This is a genomic window from Limibacillus sp. MBR-115 (assembly GCF_040549425.1).
Classification (GTDB): domain Bacteria; phylum Pseudomonadota; class Alphaproteobacteria; order Kiloniellales; family CECT-8803; genus Limibacillus; species Limibacillus halophilus.
The window spans coordinates 134,791-150,710 of sequence record NZ_JBEPTJ010000008.1; the positions used below are offsets into that span (position 1 = coordinate 134,791).

At 56.6% G+C, this 15,920-nt stretch carries 14 protein-coding genes; 9 read left to right on the plus strand and 5 right to left on the minus strand.

Annotated features, from left to right (window positions below):
• The first annotated feature begins 178 nt into the window (after nucleotides 1-178).
• The 7 genes from ABIE63_RS15295 to ABIE63_RS15325 all read left to right on the plus strand — a co-directional run bounded on the left by ABIE63_RS15295 (nucleotide 179) and on the right by ABIE63_RS15325 (nucleotide 8,427).
• A complete protein-coding gene (locus tag ABIE63_RS15295; protein ID WP_354505620.1) occupies nucleotides 179-1,807 on the plus strand; it encodes an adenylate/guanylate cyclase domain-containing protein in 1,629 nt (542 codons plus the stop codon).
• A gap of 640 nt (nucleotides 1,808-2,447) precedes the next feature.
• Nucleotides 2,448-3,494: a cytochrome c oxidase subunit II gene (locus ABIE63_RS15300; protein ID WP_354505623.1), complete on the plus strand. Its 1,047-nt coding sequence runs from the start codon at nucleotides 2,448-2,450 to the stop codon at nucleotides 3,492-3,494.
• A gap of 88 nt (nucleotides 3,495-3,582) precedes the next feature.
• A complete protein-coding gene (locus tag ABIE63_RS15305) occupies nucleotides 3,583-5,364 on the plus strand; it encodes a cytochrome c oxidase subunit I (RefSeq protein ID WP_354505626.1) in 1,782 nt (593 codons plus the stop codon).
• A 71-nt stretch (nucleotides 5,365-5,435) separates the two neighbouring features.
• On the plus strand, nucleotides 5,436-6,089 hold the full coding sequence (locus tag ABIE63_RS15310; RefSeq protein ID WP_354505629.1) for a cytochrome c oxidase subunit 3: 654 nt from the start codon (nucleotides 5,436-5,438) through the stop codon (nucleotides 6,087-6,089).
• 15 nt (nucleotides 6,090-6,104) lie between these two features.
• A complete protein-coding gene (locus ABIE63_RS15315) occupies nucleotides 6,105-6,830 on the plus strand; it encodes a heme-copper oxidase subunit III family protein (RefSeq protein WP_354505632.1) in 726 nt (241 codons plus the stop codon).
• An 11-nt stretch (nucleotides 6,831-6,841) separates the two neighbouring features.
• Nucleotides 6,842-7,207: a cytochrome C oxidase subunit IV family protein gene (locus ABIE63_RS15320; protein ID WP_183417005.1), complete on the plus strand. Its 366-nt coding sequence runs from the start codon at nucleotides 6,842-6,844 to the stop codon at nucleotides 7,205-7,207.
• 347 nt (nucleotides 7,208-7,554) lie between these two features.
• Nucleotides 7,555-8,427 carry a DUF2189 domain-containing protein gene (locus tag ABIE63_RS15325; RefSeq protein ID WP_354505635.1) on the plus strand — a complete coding sequence of 291 codons (873 nt, stop codon included), beginning with the start codon at nucleotides 7,555-7,557 and terminating at the stop codon, nucleotides 8,425-8,427.
• Between the two features lie 160 nt (nucleotides 8,428-8,587).
• On the opposite strand, the gene ABIE63_RS15330 is transcribed toward ABIE63_RS15325, so the two are convergent.
• The 5 genes from ABIE63_RS15330 to ABIE63_RS15350 form a co-directional block, all read right to left on the minus strand.
• Nucleotides 8,588-9,343, minus strand: coding sequence for an ABC transporter ATP-binding protein (locus ABIE63_RS15330; RefSeq protein WP_354505638.1), 756 nt, complete (start codon nucleotides 9,341-9,343; stop codon nucleotides 8,588-8,590).
• Between the two features lie 40 nt (nucleotides 9,344-9,383).
• Nucleotides 9,384-10,139: an ABC transporter ATP-binding protein gene (locus ABIE63_RS15335; RefSeq protein ID WP_354505641.1), complete on the minus strand. Its 756-nt coding sequence runs from the start codon at nucleotides 10,137-10,139 to the stop codon at nucleotides 9,384-9,386.
• A gap of 11 nt (nucleotides 10,140-10,150) precedes the next feature.
• Nucleotides 10,151-11,329, minus strand: coding sequence for a branched-chain amino acid ABC transporter permease (locus ABIE63_RS15340; protein WP_354505644.1), 1,179 nt, complete (start codon nucleotides 11,327-11,329; stop codon nucleotides 10,151-10,153).
• 3 nt (nucleotides 11,330-11,332) lie between these two features.
• Nucleotides 11,333-12,361: a branched-chain amino acid ABC transporter permease gene (locus tag ABIE63_RS15345; RefSeq protein WP_183417000.1), complete on the minus strand. Its 1,029-nt coding sequence runs from the start codon at nucleotides 12,359-12,361 to the stop codon at nucleotides 11,333-11,335.
• Between the two features lie 71 nt (nucleotides 12,362-12,432).
• Entirely contained in the window at nucleotides 12,433-13,782 is a 1,350-nt protein-coding gene (locus ABIE63_RS15350; RefSeq protein ID WP_354505646.1) for a substrate-binding protein, read from the minus strand.
• Between the two features lie 234 nt (nucleotides 13,783-14,016).
• On the opposite strand from ABIE63_RS15350, the gene ABIE63_RS15355 reads away from it, so the two are divergent.
• A complete protein-coding gene (locus ABIE63_RS15355) occupies nucleotides 14,017-15,408 on the plus strand; it encodes a short-chain fatty acyl-CoA regulator family protein (RefSeq protein WP_354505649.1) in 1,392 nt (463 codons plus the stop codon).
• Between the two features lie 127 nt (nucleotides 15,409-15,535).
• Nucleotides 15,536-15,913 (plus strand): response regulator transcription factor, encoded by a 378-nt coding sequence (locus ABIE63_RS15360; RefSeq protein ID WP_183416997.1) that lies wholly within the window; start codon nucleotides 15,536-15,538, stop codon nucleotides 15,911-15,913.
• Nucleotides 15,914-15,920 lie beyond the last annotated feature (7 nt).

Sequence of the window (15,920 nt, forward strand, 5' to 3'; positions counted from 1 at the left end):
CGCAGACCCCAAACGCTTTTGCCACCGCCCACCTAGGCAGAAGCAGAAAAACGGCGACCAAGGTGAAAGTTGGTATATCCTGATCCTTGAGAGCTGCCTAAGGGGAAAGGCTGGCCGTAAGCGGCGTCAAAGTGAGGCGCATTTAGGCCGAGGCGTTGGCGGCGCTGGGGGAGTGGGAATGAGCAGTCAAAAATCTGCGGGTGCGTCACGACGCGGCGAGGGCGATGGCATCCTCGCACGCGTGGATGCCGCCGGACGGCGATCGCTTTCCCATCCGGTCGGCGTGGTAGCGGTGGTCCTGTTGGCTTTGATTATGTTGCCGGTCGCCGTTTGGCTCGATCTTCACCAACTCTCCAACGAATCGCTGACCCGGCAAGCCAGAGACCTCAACGGAATGATTTCCGAGATCCGGGGATACTACTCAAGCAATGTGGTTCGCCGGGTCCTTGACAATGATGGCAACGCGACCTTGGCCCATAACTATGAGGAGATCGAGGGTGGAATCCCGATCCCTGCGACCTTGTCTATCGAGTTAGGCGAAGTGATCGGCAAGCGGGCGGAGGGAATTACCTACCGTTTCGTCTCCGATGAAACCTTCAAGGGGCGCGTCCCGCATGTGCTGGACCCATTCGAGAGCCAAGCCCTTAACACGCTGCGCGCCGACGGACGCCCTGACAGCAATGTGACCGAGGTTGGCGGATCGCTTCTGAATCGGCAGATCCGGATGGCAGTGCCGATCGTCATGGGCACGACCTGCGTTGCCTGCCACAACTCTCATCCCGAAAGCCCGCGAAGCGACTGGAAGGTCGGCGACGTGCGTGGCATTCAATCCATCAGGATAGACCAACCCATTGCCGCAAATCTGTTCTCCTTCACCTACCTGCTGACCTATTTGGGGTTTGCTGGATTCATCGGTCTTGCCTTCGCGGCGGTGCAATGGCGTTTGGCGGTACAGTTCGCAGGCATGAACAGCGAGTTGGAGGAGGCGAACTCCTTCCTGGCAGCCATCTCGATCAAGATTTCCAAGTATCTTTCGCCACAGGTTTACAAATCGATCTTCAGCGGTGCGCGCGACGCCGTAATCGCGACCGAGCGCAAGAAACTCACGATCTTTTTCTCGGACATCAAGGATTTCACCGTCACCACCGAGCGCCTCCAGCCTGAAGAACTGACCGCACTGTTGAATGAATACTTTACCGAGATGGCGAAGATCGCCCACGAACACGGCGCCACGGTCGATAAGTTTATCGGCGACGCGATACTGGCATTCTTCGGCGATCCCGAAACCAGAGGTGCGAAAGAAGACGCCTTGGCTTGCGTGAAGATGGCCATCACCATGCAACGGCGCTTGGAGGAACTGGGGGGCGAATGGCGGCGGCGTGGCCTGGAGAACCCATTGCGCGCCCGCATGGGCATCAGCACCGGGTACTGCAACGTCGGAAACTTCGGTAGCGACGACCGCATGGACTACACCATCATCGGCGCCGAAGCCAATTTAGCGGCCAGGCTCGAGTCCATCGCACAGCCCGGCGGCATCGTCATGAGCTATGAAACTTACGCCCTGGTCCAGGATCATGTCACCGCGCGCGCGCTTGAACCCATCACGCTCAAGGGTATCAGCAGGGAGATCGTGCCTTACGTCATAGAAAACATTTACGGTGACCACATGGATCTGTCCTCGGACGTGATCGAGGTCAAGTCCGAGAGAATGCAACTGCATCTCAACCTCTCCGCGATTGACGAGGGTGAAAGACGTGAGATCGAAAAGGCGCTTTCTTCTGCCCTGAACGCTATACTGCGCCACTGATTTTGCAGTTTTCAGCCGCTTTAGAGATGGCCCTAGGCTGTTGGCCAGAGGCCCCACGTAACCCCGGACCTCATATCGCAAAAAACATATTCTGATTTAGATATACAAGCCTAATAAAGGGCTTACGCTTGACCACAGCATATAAGTCGCGCAGTATTTTTGCGTCGATCACGCAGTGAGTCAGAGACACCGGAGATCGATTAACAGTCGTGACGGGCAACAGATCCGGCGAGGCTGGTAGGGCCAAGGCGTGCTTCTTGCTTCCGCTGGCCAGTCCGGGAACAGATTGACCTATCGCGACTACGTCCGCCCGGCGCGGCGGGACTGGAGGTGTGCATATGGCATACCAGTACGCGATCGCCGACCGCCAGGGGTGGCAAGTCGATTCGCCTACCCTTCGCTTCGGCACGACAGCGATTTTTGCAGGCTGCGCTAAACATTCAGGCGCAGAGCGAATTCCTTACGCGTTTTTCAGTCGATTCAATTGGCTTCGGGACGAGGCAGAATTCACGGGGCCACAACCCGCGAAACCGAGGCTCGACCGCAAGCGGCATATCGCTACTTCAACCTTGACCGCTGGAACAATGAAGGGACGGCGTACGCAAACACGCCGGACCCATAAAACGAAGGTGAGGGAACGGTGAGTAAAAGTGCGAGATGGAACCTCGGCGGATGTATGGGCCTTGCCAGCCTGCTGGGATTATTTTTGGCAAGCCGTGCGGGCAGCGGGATTTTCTACTGGATCGGCCTGATCGTCTTCCTCGCCGGCGTCCTTGTTGTCTTCAATTTGATTCGCGCGGCTTTCGACGAATCGGAAGGTTTGGTCCGCGAACGACCGAACTATGTAGCGCACATGTTGATCGGTGTGGCTCTCGGCACGGTCGCGTTTCATATTTTCAGCCCCTGGTGGTGGGCTCCGATCGCGTCCAACTGGCAGTACATCGACGACACGATAAATCTGACCTTTCTGCTGACTGGTGCCGTGTTCGTGATCATTCTGCTTTTCATGGCCTACTGCGTTGTCCGCTACAGCCACAAGAAAGGGAACCGTGCGGAGTACGAGCCCGAAAGCAAGAAGCTGGAGGTTATCCTCACCGTTCTGACAACGGTTGCGGTTGCGGCGATGCTGGCTCCCGGCCTGTTTGTGTGGAACCAGTTCGTCGAACCGCCGGCGGAGGCAACTGAGATCGAGGTAATCGGCCAGCAGTGGAACTGGAGCTATCGCCTACCGGGCGAGGATGGCCAGCTCGGTACGTCCAACATCAAGCACATTGGCCCTGACAATCCGCTGGGCATCAATCCCGACGATCCCAACGGTCAGGATGATATCGTCGTTCAGGGTGGCGCTTTGCACTTGCCTTTGGACAAGCCCGTCAAAGTCCTGATGCGCTCCATAGACGTCCTGCACAGCTTCTACGTGCCGGAGTTCCGCACCAAGATGGATATGGTGCCGGGTATGGTCACTTTCCTTTGGCTGACACCTTCTCGCACCGGGACCTTCCAAGTTCTCTGCGCAGAGCTCTGCGGCGTCGCCCATGCCCTGATGCGCGGCGAAGTCGTGGTGGATGAGGAAGCCGAATATCTCGCTTGGCTGCAGGAACAAAAGACCTTTGCACAGTTAGCCGCGGCAGCCCGCGAAAGCCGGATTTCGAGCCTGACACAAAACCAGGGGGAGGCTAAGCCATGACGATGAGACCTGCTGTGACGACAGGAACGCACGGATTGGCAGCCCGGCATCTGCGGCGCCAAATGATTGGATCGAGGAGAGTCGCCTGATGGTCGATACAACGCACAACATGCCGGGTGGCGCCTCGGACGAAGTACCCCCCCTGGAAGTTCCCGAAGTAGAGCTCTATCACGCCAAAAGCTGGCTGACAAAGTACGTCTTTAGCCAAGACGCCAAGGTGATTGCGATCCAGTATTCCAGCACGGCAATCGCCATCGGTTTAGTGGCGCTTGTGCTGTCATGGCTGATGCGTCTGCAGTTGGGCTTTCCTGAATTATCGATCATCGATGCAGAGCAGTATTACCAGTACATCACCATGCACGGCATGATCATGGTGATCTATCTGCTCACGGCGCTGTTTCTGGGGGGATTCGGTAACTACCTGATTCCGCTCATGGTGGGCGCCCGGGACATGGTGTTCCCCTATGTAAACATGCTCAGCTATTGGCTCTACTTGCTGGCGGTCATCGTCCTGGTCATCAGCTTCTTTGTGCCGGGCGGCCCAACTGGCGCAGGTTGGACGCTCTATCCGCCGCAATCCATCCTGTCCGGGACGCCGGGAAGCGGCGCGGGCATCATCCTGATGCTGGTTTCGCTGATTATCTTTATCATCGGCTTTACGATGGGTGGCCTGAACTATGTCGTAACTGTGCTTCAGGCGCGCGCGCGCGGAATGACACTAATGCGCATGCCACTGACCGTTTGGGGCATCTTCACCGCCAGCGTGCTGGCCTTGCTGGCCTTCCCGGCTCTCTTCGTCGGCGCGGTCATGCTGCTGTTTGATCGTATCCTCGGCACAAGCTTCTTCGTCCCGGCCATCGTTGAGATGGGGCAAGCGCTGGACTACCAAGGGGGCAGCCCGATCCTGTTCCAGCACCTCTTCTGGTTCTTCGGGCATCCGGAGGTCTACATCGTCGCCCTCCCTGCTTTTGGAATTGTATCCGACTTGATCAGCGTTCATGCCCGACGGAACATCTTCGGCTATCGCATGATGGTCTGGGCGATTGTCATCATCGGCGGTCTCAGCTTCATCGTCTGGGCACACCACATGTACGTCAGCGGCATGGACCCCTATTTCGGGTTCTTCTTCGCCACGACGACCCTGATCATCGCCGTTCCGACGGCTCTGAAGGTATACAACTGGGTACTGACGCTGTGGCGCGGAAACATCCATTTCTCGGTGCCGATGCTGTTTGCGCTGGGTTTCGTCATCTCCTTCGTGAACGGCGGCATGACGGGCCTTTTCTTGGGCAACGCCGTGGTGGATGTCCCACTTTCCGACACCATGTTCGTGGTTGCCCATTTCCACATGGTGATGGGTGTCGCGCCCATTTTGGTTATCTTCGGCGCCATTTATCACTGGTATCCGAAGATCACCGGAAGGATGCTCGACGAGACGATGGGCCAGATACACTTCTGGGTGACGTTCCTGGGTGCCTACGCGATCTTCCTGCCGTTGCATTACCTCGGGTTGATGGGTGTCCCGCGCCGCTATCATGAGCTGGGCGACATGCCTTTCATCTCCCATTCCGTCGTGACCATTAACGAGTTCGTCAGCATTGCCGCCTTCATCGTCGGTGCCGTGCAGATCATGTTCCTGTTCAATCTGGTATGGAGCTTGCGCAAAGGTAAACCGGCCGGCGGCAATCCTTGGAATGCAGCCTCGCTAGAATGGCAGACGCCGGAAACGCCCCCTGGACACGGCAACTGGGGCGATGAGTTGCCGGTCGTTTATCGCTGGCCATACGACTACAGCGTGCCCGGAGCAAAGGACGACTTCCTGCCCCAGAACATGCCGCCCAGCGCGGTTCGAGGGGGTGCGGCGGAATAGCGATGCTCAAGATTAGGCATAAGCCGGGAGTGGCATAACCCCAGGAGTGGCATAACCAAGGAGCAGGCAACATGAACATCTTCCACCAACTTGTGGAAAAGCCATGGGTAGGATCCGATAACCCCGCGATAGACGGGGGGCGGAGCTTTGATTTGTCGGCTGCCACGGTCGGGCTTCGGATGTTCCTCTGTATCGCTTCGGTTTTGTTCGCGCTTCTGGTCATCACCTACGCAGACCGCATGCTCTTCGAGGATTGGCGCCCGACGCCATCCCAGTGGATTCTGTGGTTCAATACGGGGCTGTTGATCCAAAGCAGCATTGCTTTTCAGTGGTCTCTGTTCAGCATTCGCCGCGATCGCGTGGACAATGCGAAGGTTGGTATGCTTGTGGCCGGGCTCTTCGCCGTCGCCTTCCTGATTGGGCAACTCCTAGCCTGGAGGCAGATGATCGCCGCTGTTGAATTCGATATCACCAACCCTGCGGTCGCATTCTTCTATCTCATCACCGCACTGCATGCGCTGCACATGATGGGTGGGCTGGTAGCCTGGAGGCGAACTGCCAAAGTGCTTTGGCAGAGCCCGAACACGCAGGACATGGCCCTTCGAATCCGCCTGTGCACGACTTACTGGCACTTCCTTCTCATCATTTGGTTGATCCTCTTTGGCTTGCTGTTCTCGGACAACGACAACCTGAACGCTCTGCTCGTCCTTTGTGGGCTTAGATAGACTGGGAGACCTGACATGGCAGAATCCTCTTCGACACCTCATGCCGCGGCCTCCGCGGCGCTACAACCTGGTGGACGAGGCTTCGTAGCTGACTGGTCTGCGGATCAGCGATCCTTCAAGACGGCGTCATGGCACAAGGCCATGATGTGGATCTTCCTACTGAGCGATACCTTCATCTTCAGTTGCTTCCTGATCGCCTACATGACAGTGCGCATGTCGACGGTCGATCCCTGGCCAAATACGAGCGAGGTTTTCGCCCTCACCATCGCCGGCGAGTCCATCCCTCTGATCCTGATCGCCATCATGACTTTCGTCCTGATCAGCAGCAGCGGCACCATGGCGCTGGCGGTCAACTACGGCTATCGCAGGAACCGACGCATGACCTTGATCCTACTGCTGGTGACGGCGGCCCTTGGAGCCACCTTCGTTGGCATGCAGGTATTCGAATGGAGTAAGCTGATACACGAAGGTGTTCGACCCTGGGGTAATCCCTGGGGCGCACCGCAGTTCGGATCAATCTTCTTCATGGTGACCGGCTTTCACGGGACTCACGTGACCATCGGCGTGATCTTCTTGTTGATCGTCGCGCGCAAGGTGTGGCGCGGCGAGTACGACGAAGAGAAAAAGGGATTTTTCACCAGCCGGAAAGGCAACTACGAGTCCGTCGAGGTTATGGGCCTCTACTGGCACTTCGTCGATCTGGTTTGGGTGTTTATTTTTGCATTCTTTTATCTTTGGTGAGGGGGGATGATATGACACAAGCCGCACATTCTTCGCCGGGAACCGCGAACCAAGCGGCTCCGGATCATGGCCAGCATCACCCGCTCAAGGTTTACTTTGTGGTCTGGGGCTGGCTCTTCGTCCTCAGCGCTCTTTCCTACATGGTCGATTACTTCCAGTTTGAAGGGTATCTGCGATGGACGCTCATCCTGATTTTCATGATGCTAAAAGCAGGCCTTATCGTCGCGGTCTTCATGCATATGGTCTGGGAGCGGCTGGCGCTGATCTATGCGATCCTCGTGCCACCGCTGGCGGTGTTGGTTTTTGTCGGCATCATGGCGATTGAATCGGAGCACACTCTGTTCACGCGCCATCTGTTCTTTGGCGCAGGAGGTTGATCTTTTGAAGGACCGACCGCGTGCTCCGTTGAGCCAGCGCGAGAATTAGCAATGAAGGATCGCAGTATCGTCGGCATGGCGGTGGCGGCAACGATGGGCGGTGCCGCTGCCCTTAGCTGGAGTCTTTGGGTCTTGCATGTCTTTGGCTTACCCTATTGAAACACCAGCAAGCCCAAGCCGCTCGGCATGGCTGACTTATGGAAACCGGATAGCTGAGGACGACGGTCGAGAATTGAGGTAAGCTTCAAGACAAGGTGGGCTTCGCCGCCGCCAGGATCGACAAAAATGGTTCTGTTCGATCAGCGGTCCGACAAAGGTCACCAACCAGAAAGTTCGGGAGGAGCGATATGGACTCGAAAGACCACATCCGCAATCCAATCGAGTGGGTCATGGATGAAGTCAAAGCCGTAGGTGGCGTGATCGAAAAAGCCGATCACAATTTGCGCCACCCCGACGAAGCCAAACAATCCGAATTAACAATCAGGCGTATCGAAATCGTCGATTTGAAGGACGCACTGGTCAAAGGGTTCGCCGACCTGGGTGCTTATCGAACGGATATCATCTTCGTATGCATCATTTATCCGGTAGCCGGTCTGGTGCTATCGCGGTTGCTGTTCGGCTACGACATGCTGCCGCTCCTTTTCCCGCTCCTTTCAGGGTTTGCTTTGATTGGGCCGGTAGCGGCGGTGGGGCTCTATGAAATCAGCCGCCGTCGGGAACGAGGCGACAAGGTCACCTGGCTCGATGCCTTTGGTGTAATTCGCGCCCCGGCTTTCACCTCCATTATCGCCCTAGGTCTCGTTCTGCTTGGTATTTTTCTGGTTTGGCTGGGCGCTGCCTATGCGGTCTACGCGGCGACTTTGGGGCCGGAGCCACCCGTTGCAATTGGCGCCTTCATAGGGGATGTCTTCACGACCTCCGCCGGTTGGGCAATGATCATCTTCGGGTTTGGCATCGGGTTCCTTTTTGCGCTTCTCGTTCTGACGATCAGCGTCGTGTCCTTTCCTCTGCTGCTAGACAAGAACGTCGGCGTAAACAAAGCCATTGAAACCTCGGTTCGTGCTGTTCGCGCCAACCCGAAAACCATGGCGGTGTGGGGCATGATCGTGGCCGGTAGCTTGGTCCTCGGCTCACTGCCCGCCCTTTTGGGTTTGATCATCGTCATGCCCTTGTTGGGGCATGCGACCTGGCATCTCTATCGAAAGGTCGTCGGTCACTAGAAAAGAGGGGCCGGCTGTTTTTCACACCGGCCCCTTTTCGAACCCTCTTAGCCTACTCCCTAGTATTGCGTTCCCGCGCGCCGATGATTCGGGCGAGCTTCTTCTGTTGTTCGATAAAGACCGCGCGTTGGGATCACGAAGCAATTGTTCGCGGGTTCGATCAGATCGCAAGGTATTCCTGGCGTAGTTCGGCGTTCTCGAGAACCTCTGTTGCAGTGCCGTCGAAAACAATCTGGCCCATATCAAGAATAATAGCTCGGTCTGCCAGGTTCAGCGCCGCAATCGCGTTTTGCTCGACGATGATAGTCGTCATGCTCAGACCCTTGATCTGCTGTAGAGTCTTTTCGATCTCCTGTACGATAACCGGAGCCAGCCCCTCGTAGGGTTCGTCAAGAAGGAGCAGCTTGACATCACGCACCAACGCGCGGGCGATCGCCAGCATCTGCTGCTCGCCGCCAGACATCGTGACACCATCCTGCCGCCGACGCTCTGCCAAACGAGGGAAGAGTTCATACACCCGTTCGATCGACCAACCTTTCGGCGGCGCAATCTGGGCAAGCTGCAGGTTTTCCTCGACCGTCAGGCCCGAGATAATGCGGCGATCTTCTGGAACCAATCCGATACCGCTTTGCGCCGCCTCAAAGGCTTTCATCTGGTGCAGAGGTTTCTGATCAAGCCATATCTCCCCTTGCCGCAAAGCGGGATTGTCGACTCTTGCCAGAGTCCGCAGGGTGGAGGTTTTTCCAGCACCGTTGCGCCCCAAAAGCGCCACGATCTCACCCTCGCGAATGTCAAAGCTGACACCTTGTACGATGTAACTCTCGTTATAGTATGCGTGAATGCCACGCACTGAGACGTAAGCGGAATCCGAGGCTTCTTTGGCCCCGATTGTCGCGCTGGCTGCGGACGGACTCATCGCGTTCCTCCCTTCCGGCATTGCATCGATCTTGTGGTGCTCATAAATGTGCCCCACCGAGATAAGCCTCCTGCACGCGCGGGTTCCCCTTGATTTTCTCGGGCAGGTCCTCGGCGATTATCGTGCCCTGTGATAGCACTGAAATCCGATCCGCGAGAGAGAACACCACATGCATGTCGTGCTCGATGACAATCATGGTGATGCCCCGCCCGGCGATTTCCTTGAGCAGGCTGATGGTACGGTTCGTATCTGCGCGGGCCATGCCCGCAGTCGGCTCATCCAGCAGTAGCAACTTGGGTTTTTGAACCAGACACATGGCCAGTTCCAGGCGACGCTTGTCGCCCCGCGAAAGCTGTCCGGCGTTATTGAGGGAAAACCCCGCAAGTCCAAGGTCGGAGAGGGTCTCCATGGCAAGCCCATGTATGTCTTGCGCGCGCCACACTTCCTGCCAACCATTAAGCTTGAAGGCCCCGTCACGTTTGGCGAAAGCGGAGATCATGACGTTTTCAACCAAAGTCAGCTCGCCGAAAATCTCAGGTGTCTGAAAGACCCGGCTGATGCCGGCCTGATTGATCTCGTGCGGTTTGAGACCGAGGAGCGAGGTACCGTCGAAGTCGACTGAGCCGGTATCCGGATCGAGCCGGCCGACAAAACAGTTCAGCAATGTCGACTTGCCAGCGCCGTTGGGACCAATGATGGCATGGACCATGCCTTCCTCGACCTTCAAGTTGACGTCGGCAAGCGCGGCCAAACCGCCAAAGTTCTTGTTGACGTTGCGTACGGAGAGAATTGCCATCCTTCGTCTCCTCACTCAGCCGGTTTGGCGCTGCAAGAGGACAGGTCATTGCCCCTTTGGCGCTGTTCATGCCACTTCCGAATCCGGTTGACGCCTTCCATCAGGCCGCCTGGAAGGAAGGTGACGATCACCATGAAGATGATCCCCAAGGTCAGTTGCCAGCCATCGCCAACGAAGGCGCTTGCAGCCCAAACCAATGCCGAAGCCAGGGAATCAGGTAGGAAGTCAAAGAAACCGGCGAGTATCTGATCGTTGAAGGATGAGAAGACATTCTCCGCGTACTTGATGATTCCCGCACCGAGCACCGGCCCGATCAAGGTGCCGGCGCCACCCAGAATGGTCATCAGCACAACCTCTCCCGACGCGGTCCACTGCATCCGTTCAGCACCAGCCAGCGGGTCCGTCGCCGCCAACAACCCACCTGCAAGGCCGGCATACATGCCGGAAATCATGAAGGCCGACAGCATATAGGGACGAATATTGAGCCCCGTGTAGCTCATACGGTTCTGATTCGACTTCACCGCCCGCAGCATCATGCCGAACGGTGATCGGAAAATCCGCATCGAGATATAAAAGGCGGCAATGAGCAACAACGCGCAGAAATAGAACCCGGTGTTGAAATGCAGGGTCATCCCGAGCAAAGCTGTCTCCCAGGTCTGGTTCATTGCCAGGCCGAAGAGATTGGTGACCGGCAGACCACCATCATTGGCAACGCTGTCAAGAACCCGAGGATCGCCGAGCGTGATCTGCAGTCCGGTCTCGCCGTTGGTGATCGGTGTCAGAACCGAATAGGCTAGATTGTACGACATCTGTGCAAAGGCCAGTGTCAGAATCGAAAAGTAAATGCCGGATCGCCGCAGGGAGATATAGCCGATGACGGCTGAGAAAAGGCCCGCCACGATCACCGCGAAGATCACCGCGGGCACGACATTCATCGACAACAGCTTGAAGGACCAAACCGCCGCATAGGAGCCGACGCCCAGGAAAGCAGCGTGCCCGAATGACAAATATCCGGTGAGGCCGAAGAGGATGTTAAAGCCGATTGCGAAGATGCCGAATATAGCAAACTTCTGCAAAAGGTCCGGGTAACCAGCGCCGAAGGGCGCAAGGAGAATCGGACCGAGCAGAACCGCCGCAACAAACGCCAGGAGGAGAATTCGGTCCGCACGTGGAGAGGTTTTTTCTATCATGTTCTAGCTCTCCATCACGCCCTTGCGCCCCAGAAGACCACGCGGTCTGGCCAAGAGCACAACGACGGCAACAAGGTAGATAATAATTTGATCGATACCCGGTATGACCTGCTTAATCTCGTTCATTGATGCGAAGCTCTGGAGAATACCCAGCAAGAAGCCCGCCAGAACCGCGCCCGACAACGACCCCATGCCGCCAACGACGACGACCACAAAACTGAGAACCAGGAAATCCATCCCAAGGTGATAGTCGGGACTGAGAATCGGTGTGTACATGACGCCTGCCAGGCCTGCGACCACGGCCGCGATTCCGAACACAAGCGTAAAGCGCTTATCAATATCTATGCCCAGCAGCCCGACCGTTTCGCGATCTGCCATACCGGCGCGAATTACCATGCCGAGGGTGGTGAACTGCAAGAACGCAAAGACTGCCCCAATGATGACAAAGGCAAAAAGGAAGTAAACGAGCCGCCACAAAGGATAAACGACGCTGCCCGCTTCAAACCCGACAGCCGCGCCGAAATCAATCATCCCTCTAAGTGATCCTGGCGCGGGTTGCGGGATTGGGTTTGCGCCGAACCAAGCCTTGATGATCTCCTGGAGCACAATCGCCAACCCGAAGGTCACCAAAATCTGCTCGGCGTGGGGGCGCTTGTAAAAATGCTTGATGAGGCCGCGCTCCATGACCACGCCGATGATCAACATCACCGGTATCGCCACAAGGATGGAAAGCGGCACCGAGTAATCGACCAGGACCGAACCGATTTCGCCGAACCAGACCTCGGCATAAGGCGTTCGGATTTCCAGCGGCGTACCCCACGCTGTCGTCTGCGTCTCGCTCAAGGTGACAATATCGAGCGACAGAAGCTTGTTTACCGCTACAGCGCAAAACGCACCGAGCATAAACAAGGCGCCGTGAGCAAAATTAACGACACCCAGGGTTCCGAAAATGAGTGTCAAGCCCAGGGCTATCAACGCATAGGCACTACCCTTGTCGAAGCCGTTTAGGATCTGCAGAAGAATCGCATCCATTTTTTAAACCTCGGCCGTGGGAACGACCGGCCGCCCGATCGGGCGACCGGTCTCAACTGGGCTTCTTACAATCAGACGCCGGCGTTGCACGAACCCAGGTCGCCACCCGCAAACATTGGGTGATCCGGGGCGTAGGTCACATTCGCCGCAGGCACAACCTCGACCACTTCGAGCAGGTCGAACTGCGAGCTTGGGTTTTCCTTACCTTTCACCACCAACACGTCCTTGAAGCACTGGTGATCAGCGCCGCGATAGAGTGTCGGACCGTTGCCAAGCCCATCGAACTCAAAGTCCTCTAACGCCTCGACAACGCCGCAGGGGTTGAAGGTGCCCGCACGCTCACAAGCATCGGCATAAAGGATCGCCTGGGAATAGCAGGTGTGCGCCGCCTGGCTGGGCGGGAAGCCATACTTCTGACCGAAGGACTTTACGAACGCCTGCGAGGCTTCGTCCTGCAATGACCAGTGCCAGTTCGTCGACCCGAAGATGCCGTTCACGTTCTTGCCTGCGCCTTGAGCCATCAAGCGCGAGTAAAGCGGCACGACAATTTCAAAATTCTTGCCATTCACCTGTTTGTCGCGCAGGCCAAACTGAACCGCCTGGGTAAGCGAGTTCACCATATCACGGCCATAGTGATTGAGAATTAGGACGTCAGCTCCGGAGTTCAGGACGGGCGTGATGTACTGCGAGAAATCACCTGCTCCCAATGGCGTGCGAACCTTATTGACGGTCTCCCAACCCAACGCCTCGGTGGCGGCGGCAATGGATTCTTCCTGCGTCCAGCCCCAGGTGTAGTCGGCCGTCAGATGGTAGGCTTTGCGGTCGCTCCCGTAGTTTGACTTCAACACAGGCGCCAGCGCGGCACCGGACATGTAGGCATTGAAGAAATGGCGGAAGCCGTTGGCCTTTCGGTCTTTGCCCGTTGTATCGTTGGAGTGCGTCAAACCGGCCATGAAAATAACGCCAACTTCCTGACAGAGGCCCTGAACGGCAACCGCAACGCCGGACGAGGAACCACCGGTAACCATGATCGCGCCATCGGCTTCGATCATGCGCCTTGCGGAAGCGCGCGCGGCATCGGACTTGGTCTGCGTATCACCGGTGACATACACAACCTTCTTTCCAAGCACGCCATTGCCTTTCAGCGCTTTGGACGAGAAAGTACCCATCATTCCACCGTCACCCTCACCATTCAGATGCTCTACGGCCAATTCATAGGCGCGCAGTTCGTCGGCACCCTCGTCGGCGTAGGCACCCGTTTGCGGAACGTTGAAACCGAAGGTGACCGTGGAGCCTTTGGGCTCGTTTGTGTAACTGGCGGCAAAGGCTTTGCTCGTCAGAATTGTCGGCGCAGCAAAACCCAATCCCAGCGCGGCACCGCCCTTGAGCAGCCCACGTCGGCTCGTGGAAAACGTAGTCATCAATATCCTCCCAAGATTATGTTTGAATTAGCTGGTGGCGCCGTCTTCTTGGGCCCGACCCCACTCAATGGGCGCTATCTGCGCCAAGGATAGGATGATCTTGTTTTGTCAATGTAACAATAACCATTTGAAATTATTGATAAATTCTGTCAATATTTAGACAGCAGATAGCGTTAATCTGTAAATTTTTTTACAGATAGCAAACTAAACCGCTGGGAATACTGGGAAAGCGCGATGCCAAAAGTGATGGTTGGTACGAGGCTTAGGGAGCGGCGGCGGTCGTTAGGTATCACGCAAGTGGCGCTGGCCCAAAAGTTGGACATCTCGCCCTCCTACCTCAACCTGATCGAACATAACAAAAGAGGCATTGCTGGAAGCTTGCTTCGCCGCGCGGCGGAAGCTTTAGGATTGGAGTTGGACCAACTCGACGGCGCAGCCGAGTATCGATTGCTGGAAGCCCTTGAGGAAATCGCCTATGCGCCCGAACTCCAGGGCATCGAGGTCGAGTCAGAAAGTGTAGACGAGTTGATCGGGCGTTATCCCGGTTGGTCGCGCGCCATCGCGGCGCTATCCCGATCCGAACACGAGGCAACGGAGGCCGCCCGTGCGCTCGCGGACCGGTTAACTCACGACCCATTTCTTGGTGAAACCGTTCATCGCATGTTGACCCGAATTGCCGCCATCCGGTCGGCCGCAGAGATTTTGAAGGATTTCCCGGATATCTCCGCTGTGGACCGGGACCGTTTTCTCAGCATGATCCATGATGAGAGCCGCACCCTTTCTTCAATCGGTGAGGCCCTTGCCGCCTATTTCGATAAAGTCGAGGAAACCGACCGGAATCTGACGCCCCTGGACGAAGTTGATGCGCTTTTTGATGCGCGCGACAACTTTTTCGAGGAGATTGAAGACGCAGCGCGCAACCTGGGCGTCATCAGCGACTCCCTGCCGAAGCCACGCTACGAGAAAGCCCGCGTTTTGGCCGAAGAAAAACTTTGCGATCTAATAGAGGGCATTGTCGACGGTCAGCCCGAACTGGAAACCCTTACGGCGCGCAACCGTGCACGCGAACTCCTCGTTAACTACGCCGTCGCTGCAATCCTTGCACCAATAGATTCCTTCCAACCGACGGCAGAGTTGCTTGGTTACGATATTGAGGCATTGGCTGACTCCTTTTCGCTCGATATTGAAACAGTCTGTCGGCGCCTAACAGCCTTACCGCGAGAAGACACGGTGCCTCAATTTGGCTATCTCTGCGCAAATGCCGCCGGCACGATTCTAGAAATGCGCAGCCTTGCCGGATTGGTTGCACCTCGCTACGCCTCCGCCTGCCCTCTGTGGGTTCTCTACCGAGCTCAACAGTCGCCGGAAGCCGTCATCCGACAGCGCGCGCTTTTTCCCACGGGAGCCCGTTTCGTGTTCCTTGCAAGGGCCCGCAATATCGGACCGACCGGTTTTGGCAAACCCCGACACTATGTCACCGATATGCTGGTCATGAGTGAAGCGGATGCGCGCAAGACGATCTATGCGCCTGGCCCCATGGTACCGGTCGAAGAGGTCGGGCCTGCCTGCCGAATCTGCCCACGCAAAGATTGCGGGCATCGGGTCGAAGACCCCTTTGCAGGGTAGTCCTTCAGCAGTTTGGATCTTTCCATTGAAGACATCGGCGAAATGATCGCCTACCATCCTGCCCAGAATACAAAATCAAAACCCAAGAAATTTAGGGCAACATTAAGATGGGAGGAAGGCCAGCACGATGCCCAAACGTGTTCTATTGGCCGAGGACGAGCCGAATATTGTTGAATCTCTGACGTTTCTTTTTGCGCGAGCAGGGTTCATCGTGACCACGGAGATGGATGGTCAGGCCGCACTGGAAGCGGCACTGACCGATTCGCCGGATGTCATGATTCTTGATGTAATGCTTGCCGGACTAGACGGTTTTGAAATTCTACGCCGTTTGCGTGCGGACAAGCGCGGCCAGCACCTGCCGGTGATTATGCTGACGGCAAAAGGCCAGCGCGAAGATCGTGAAACGGCCTTCGAGTGTGGCGCCAACCTATACATTACGAAACCCTTCTCGAATGCGGAGGTCATCGCCGCAGTGGAGCGCCTCGCGGGCGCCGTTTCCAAATAAATCCCAC

Coding starts and splice junctions, on each gene's coding strand:
- ABIE63_RS15295 (WP_354505620.1), top strand. CDS start 179: ATGAGCAGTCAAAAATCTGCGGGTGCGTCACGACGCGGCGAGGGCGAT.
- ABIE63_RS15305 (WP_354505626.1), top strand. CDS start 3,583: ATGGTCGATACAACGCACAACATGCCGGGTGGCGCCTCGGACGAAGTA.
- ABIE63_RS15310 (WP_354505629.1), top strand. CDS start 5,436: ATGAACATCTTCCACCAACTTGTGGAAAAGCCATGGGTAGGATCCGAT.
- ABIE63_RS15315 (WP_354505632.1), top strand. CDS start 6,105: ATGGCAGAATCCTCTTCGACACCTCATGCCGCGGCCTCCGCGGCGCTA.
- ABIE63_RS15320 (WP_183417005.1), top strand. CDS start 6,842: ATGACACAAGCCGCACATTCTTCGCCGGGAACCGCGAACCAAGCGGCT.
- ABIE63_RS15325 (WP_354505635.1), top strand. CDS start 7,555: ATGGACTCGAAAGACCACATCCGCAATCCAATCGAGTGGGTCATGGAT.
- ABIE63_RS15330 (WP_354505638.1), bottom strand. CDS start 9,343: ATGAGTCCGTCCGCAGCCAGCGCGACAATCGGGGCCAAAGAAGCCTCG.
- ABIE63_RS15335 (WP_354505641.1), bottom strand. CDS start 10,139: ATGGCAATTCTCTCCGTACGCAACGTCAACAAGAACTTTGGCGGTTTG.
- ABIE63_RS15340 (WP_354505644.1), bottom strand. CDS start 11,329: ATGATAGAAAAAACCTCTCCACGTGCGGACCGAATTCTCCTCCTGGCG.
- ABIE63_RS15345 (WP_183417000.1), bottom strand. CDS start 12,361: ATGGATGCGATTCTTCTGCAGATCCTAAACGGCTTCGACAAGGGTAGT.
- ABIE63_RS15350 (WP_354505646.1), bottom strand. CDS start 13,782: ATGACTACGTTTTCCACGAGCCGACGTGGGCTGCTCAAGGGCGGTGCC.
- ABIE63_RS15355 (WP_354505649.1), top strand. CDS start 14,017: ATGCCAAAAGTGATGGTTGGTACGAGGCTTAGGGAGCGGCGGCGGTCG.
- ABIE63_RS15360 (WP_183416997.1), top strand. CDS start 15,536: ATGCCCAAACGTGTTCTATTGGCCGAGGACGAGCCGAATATTGTTGAA.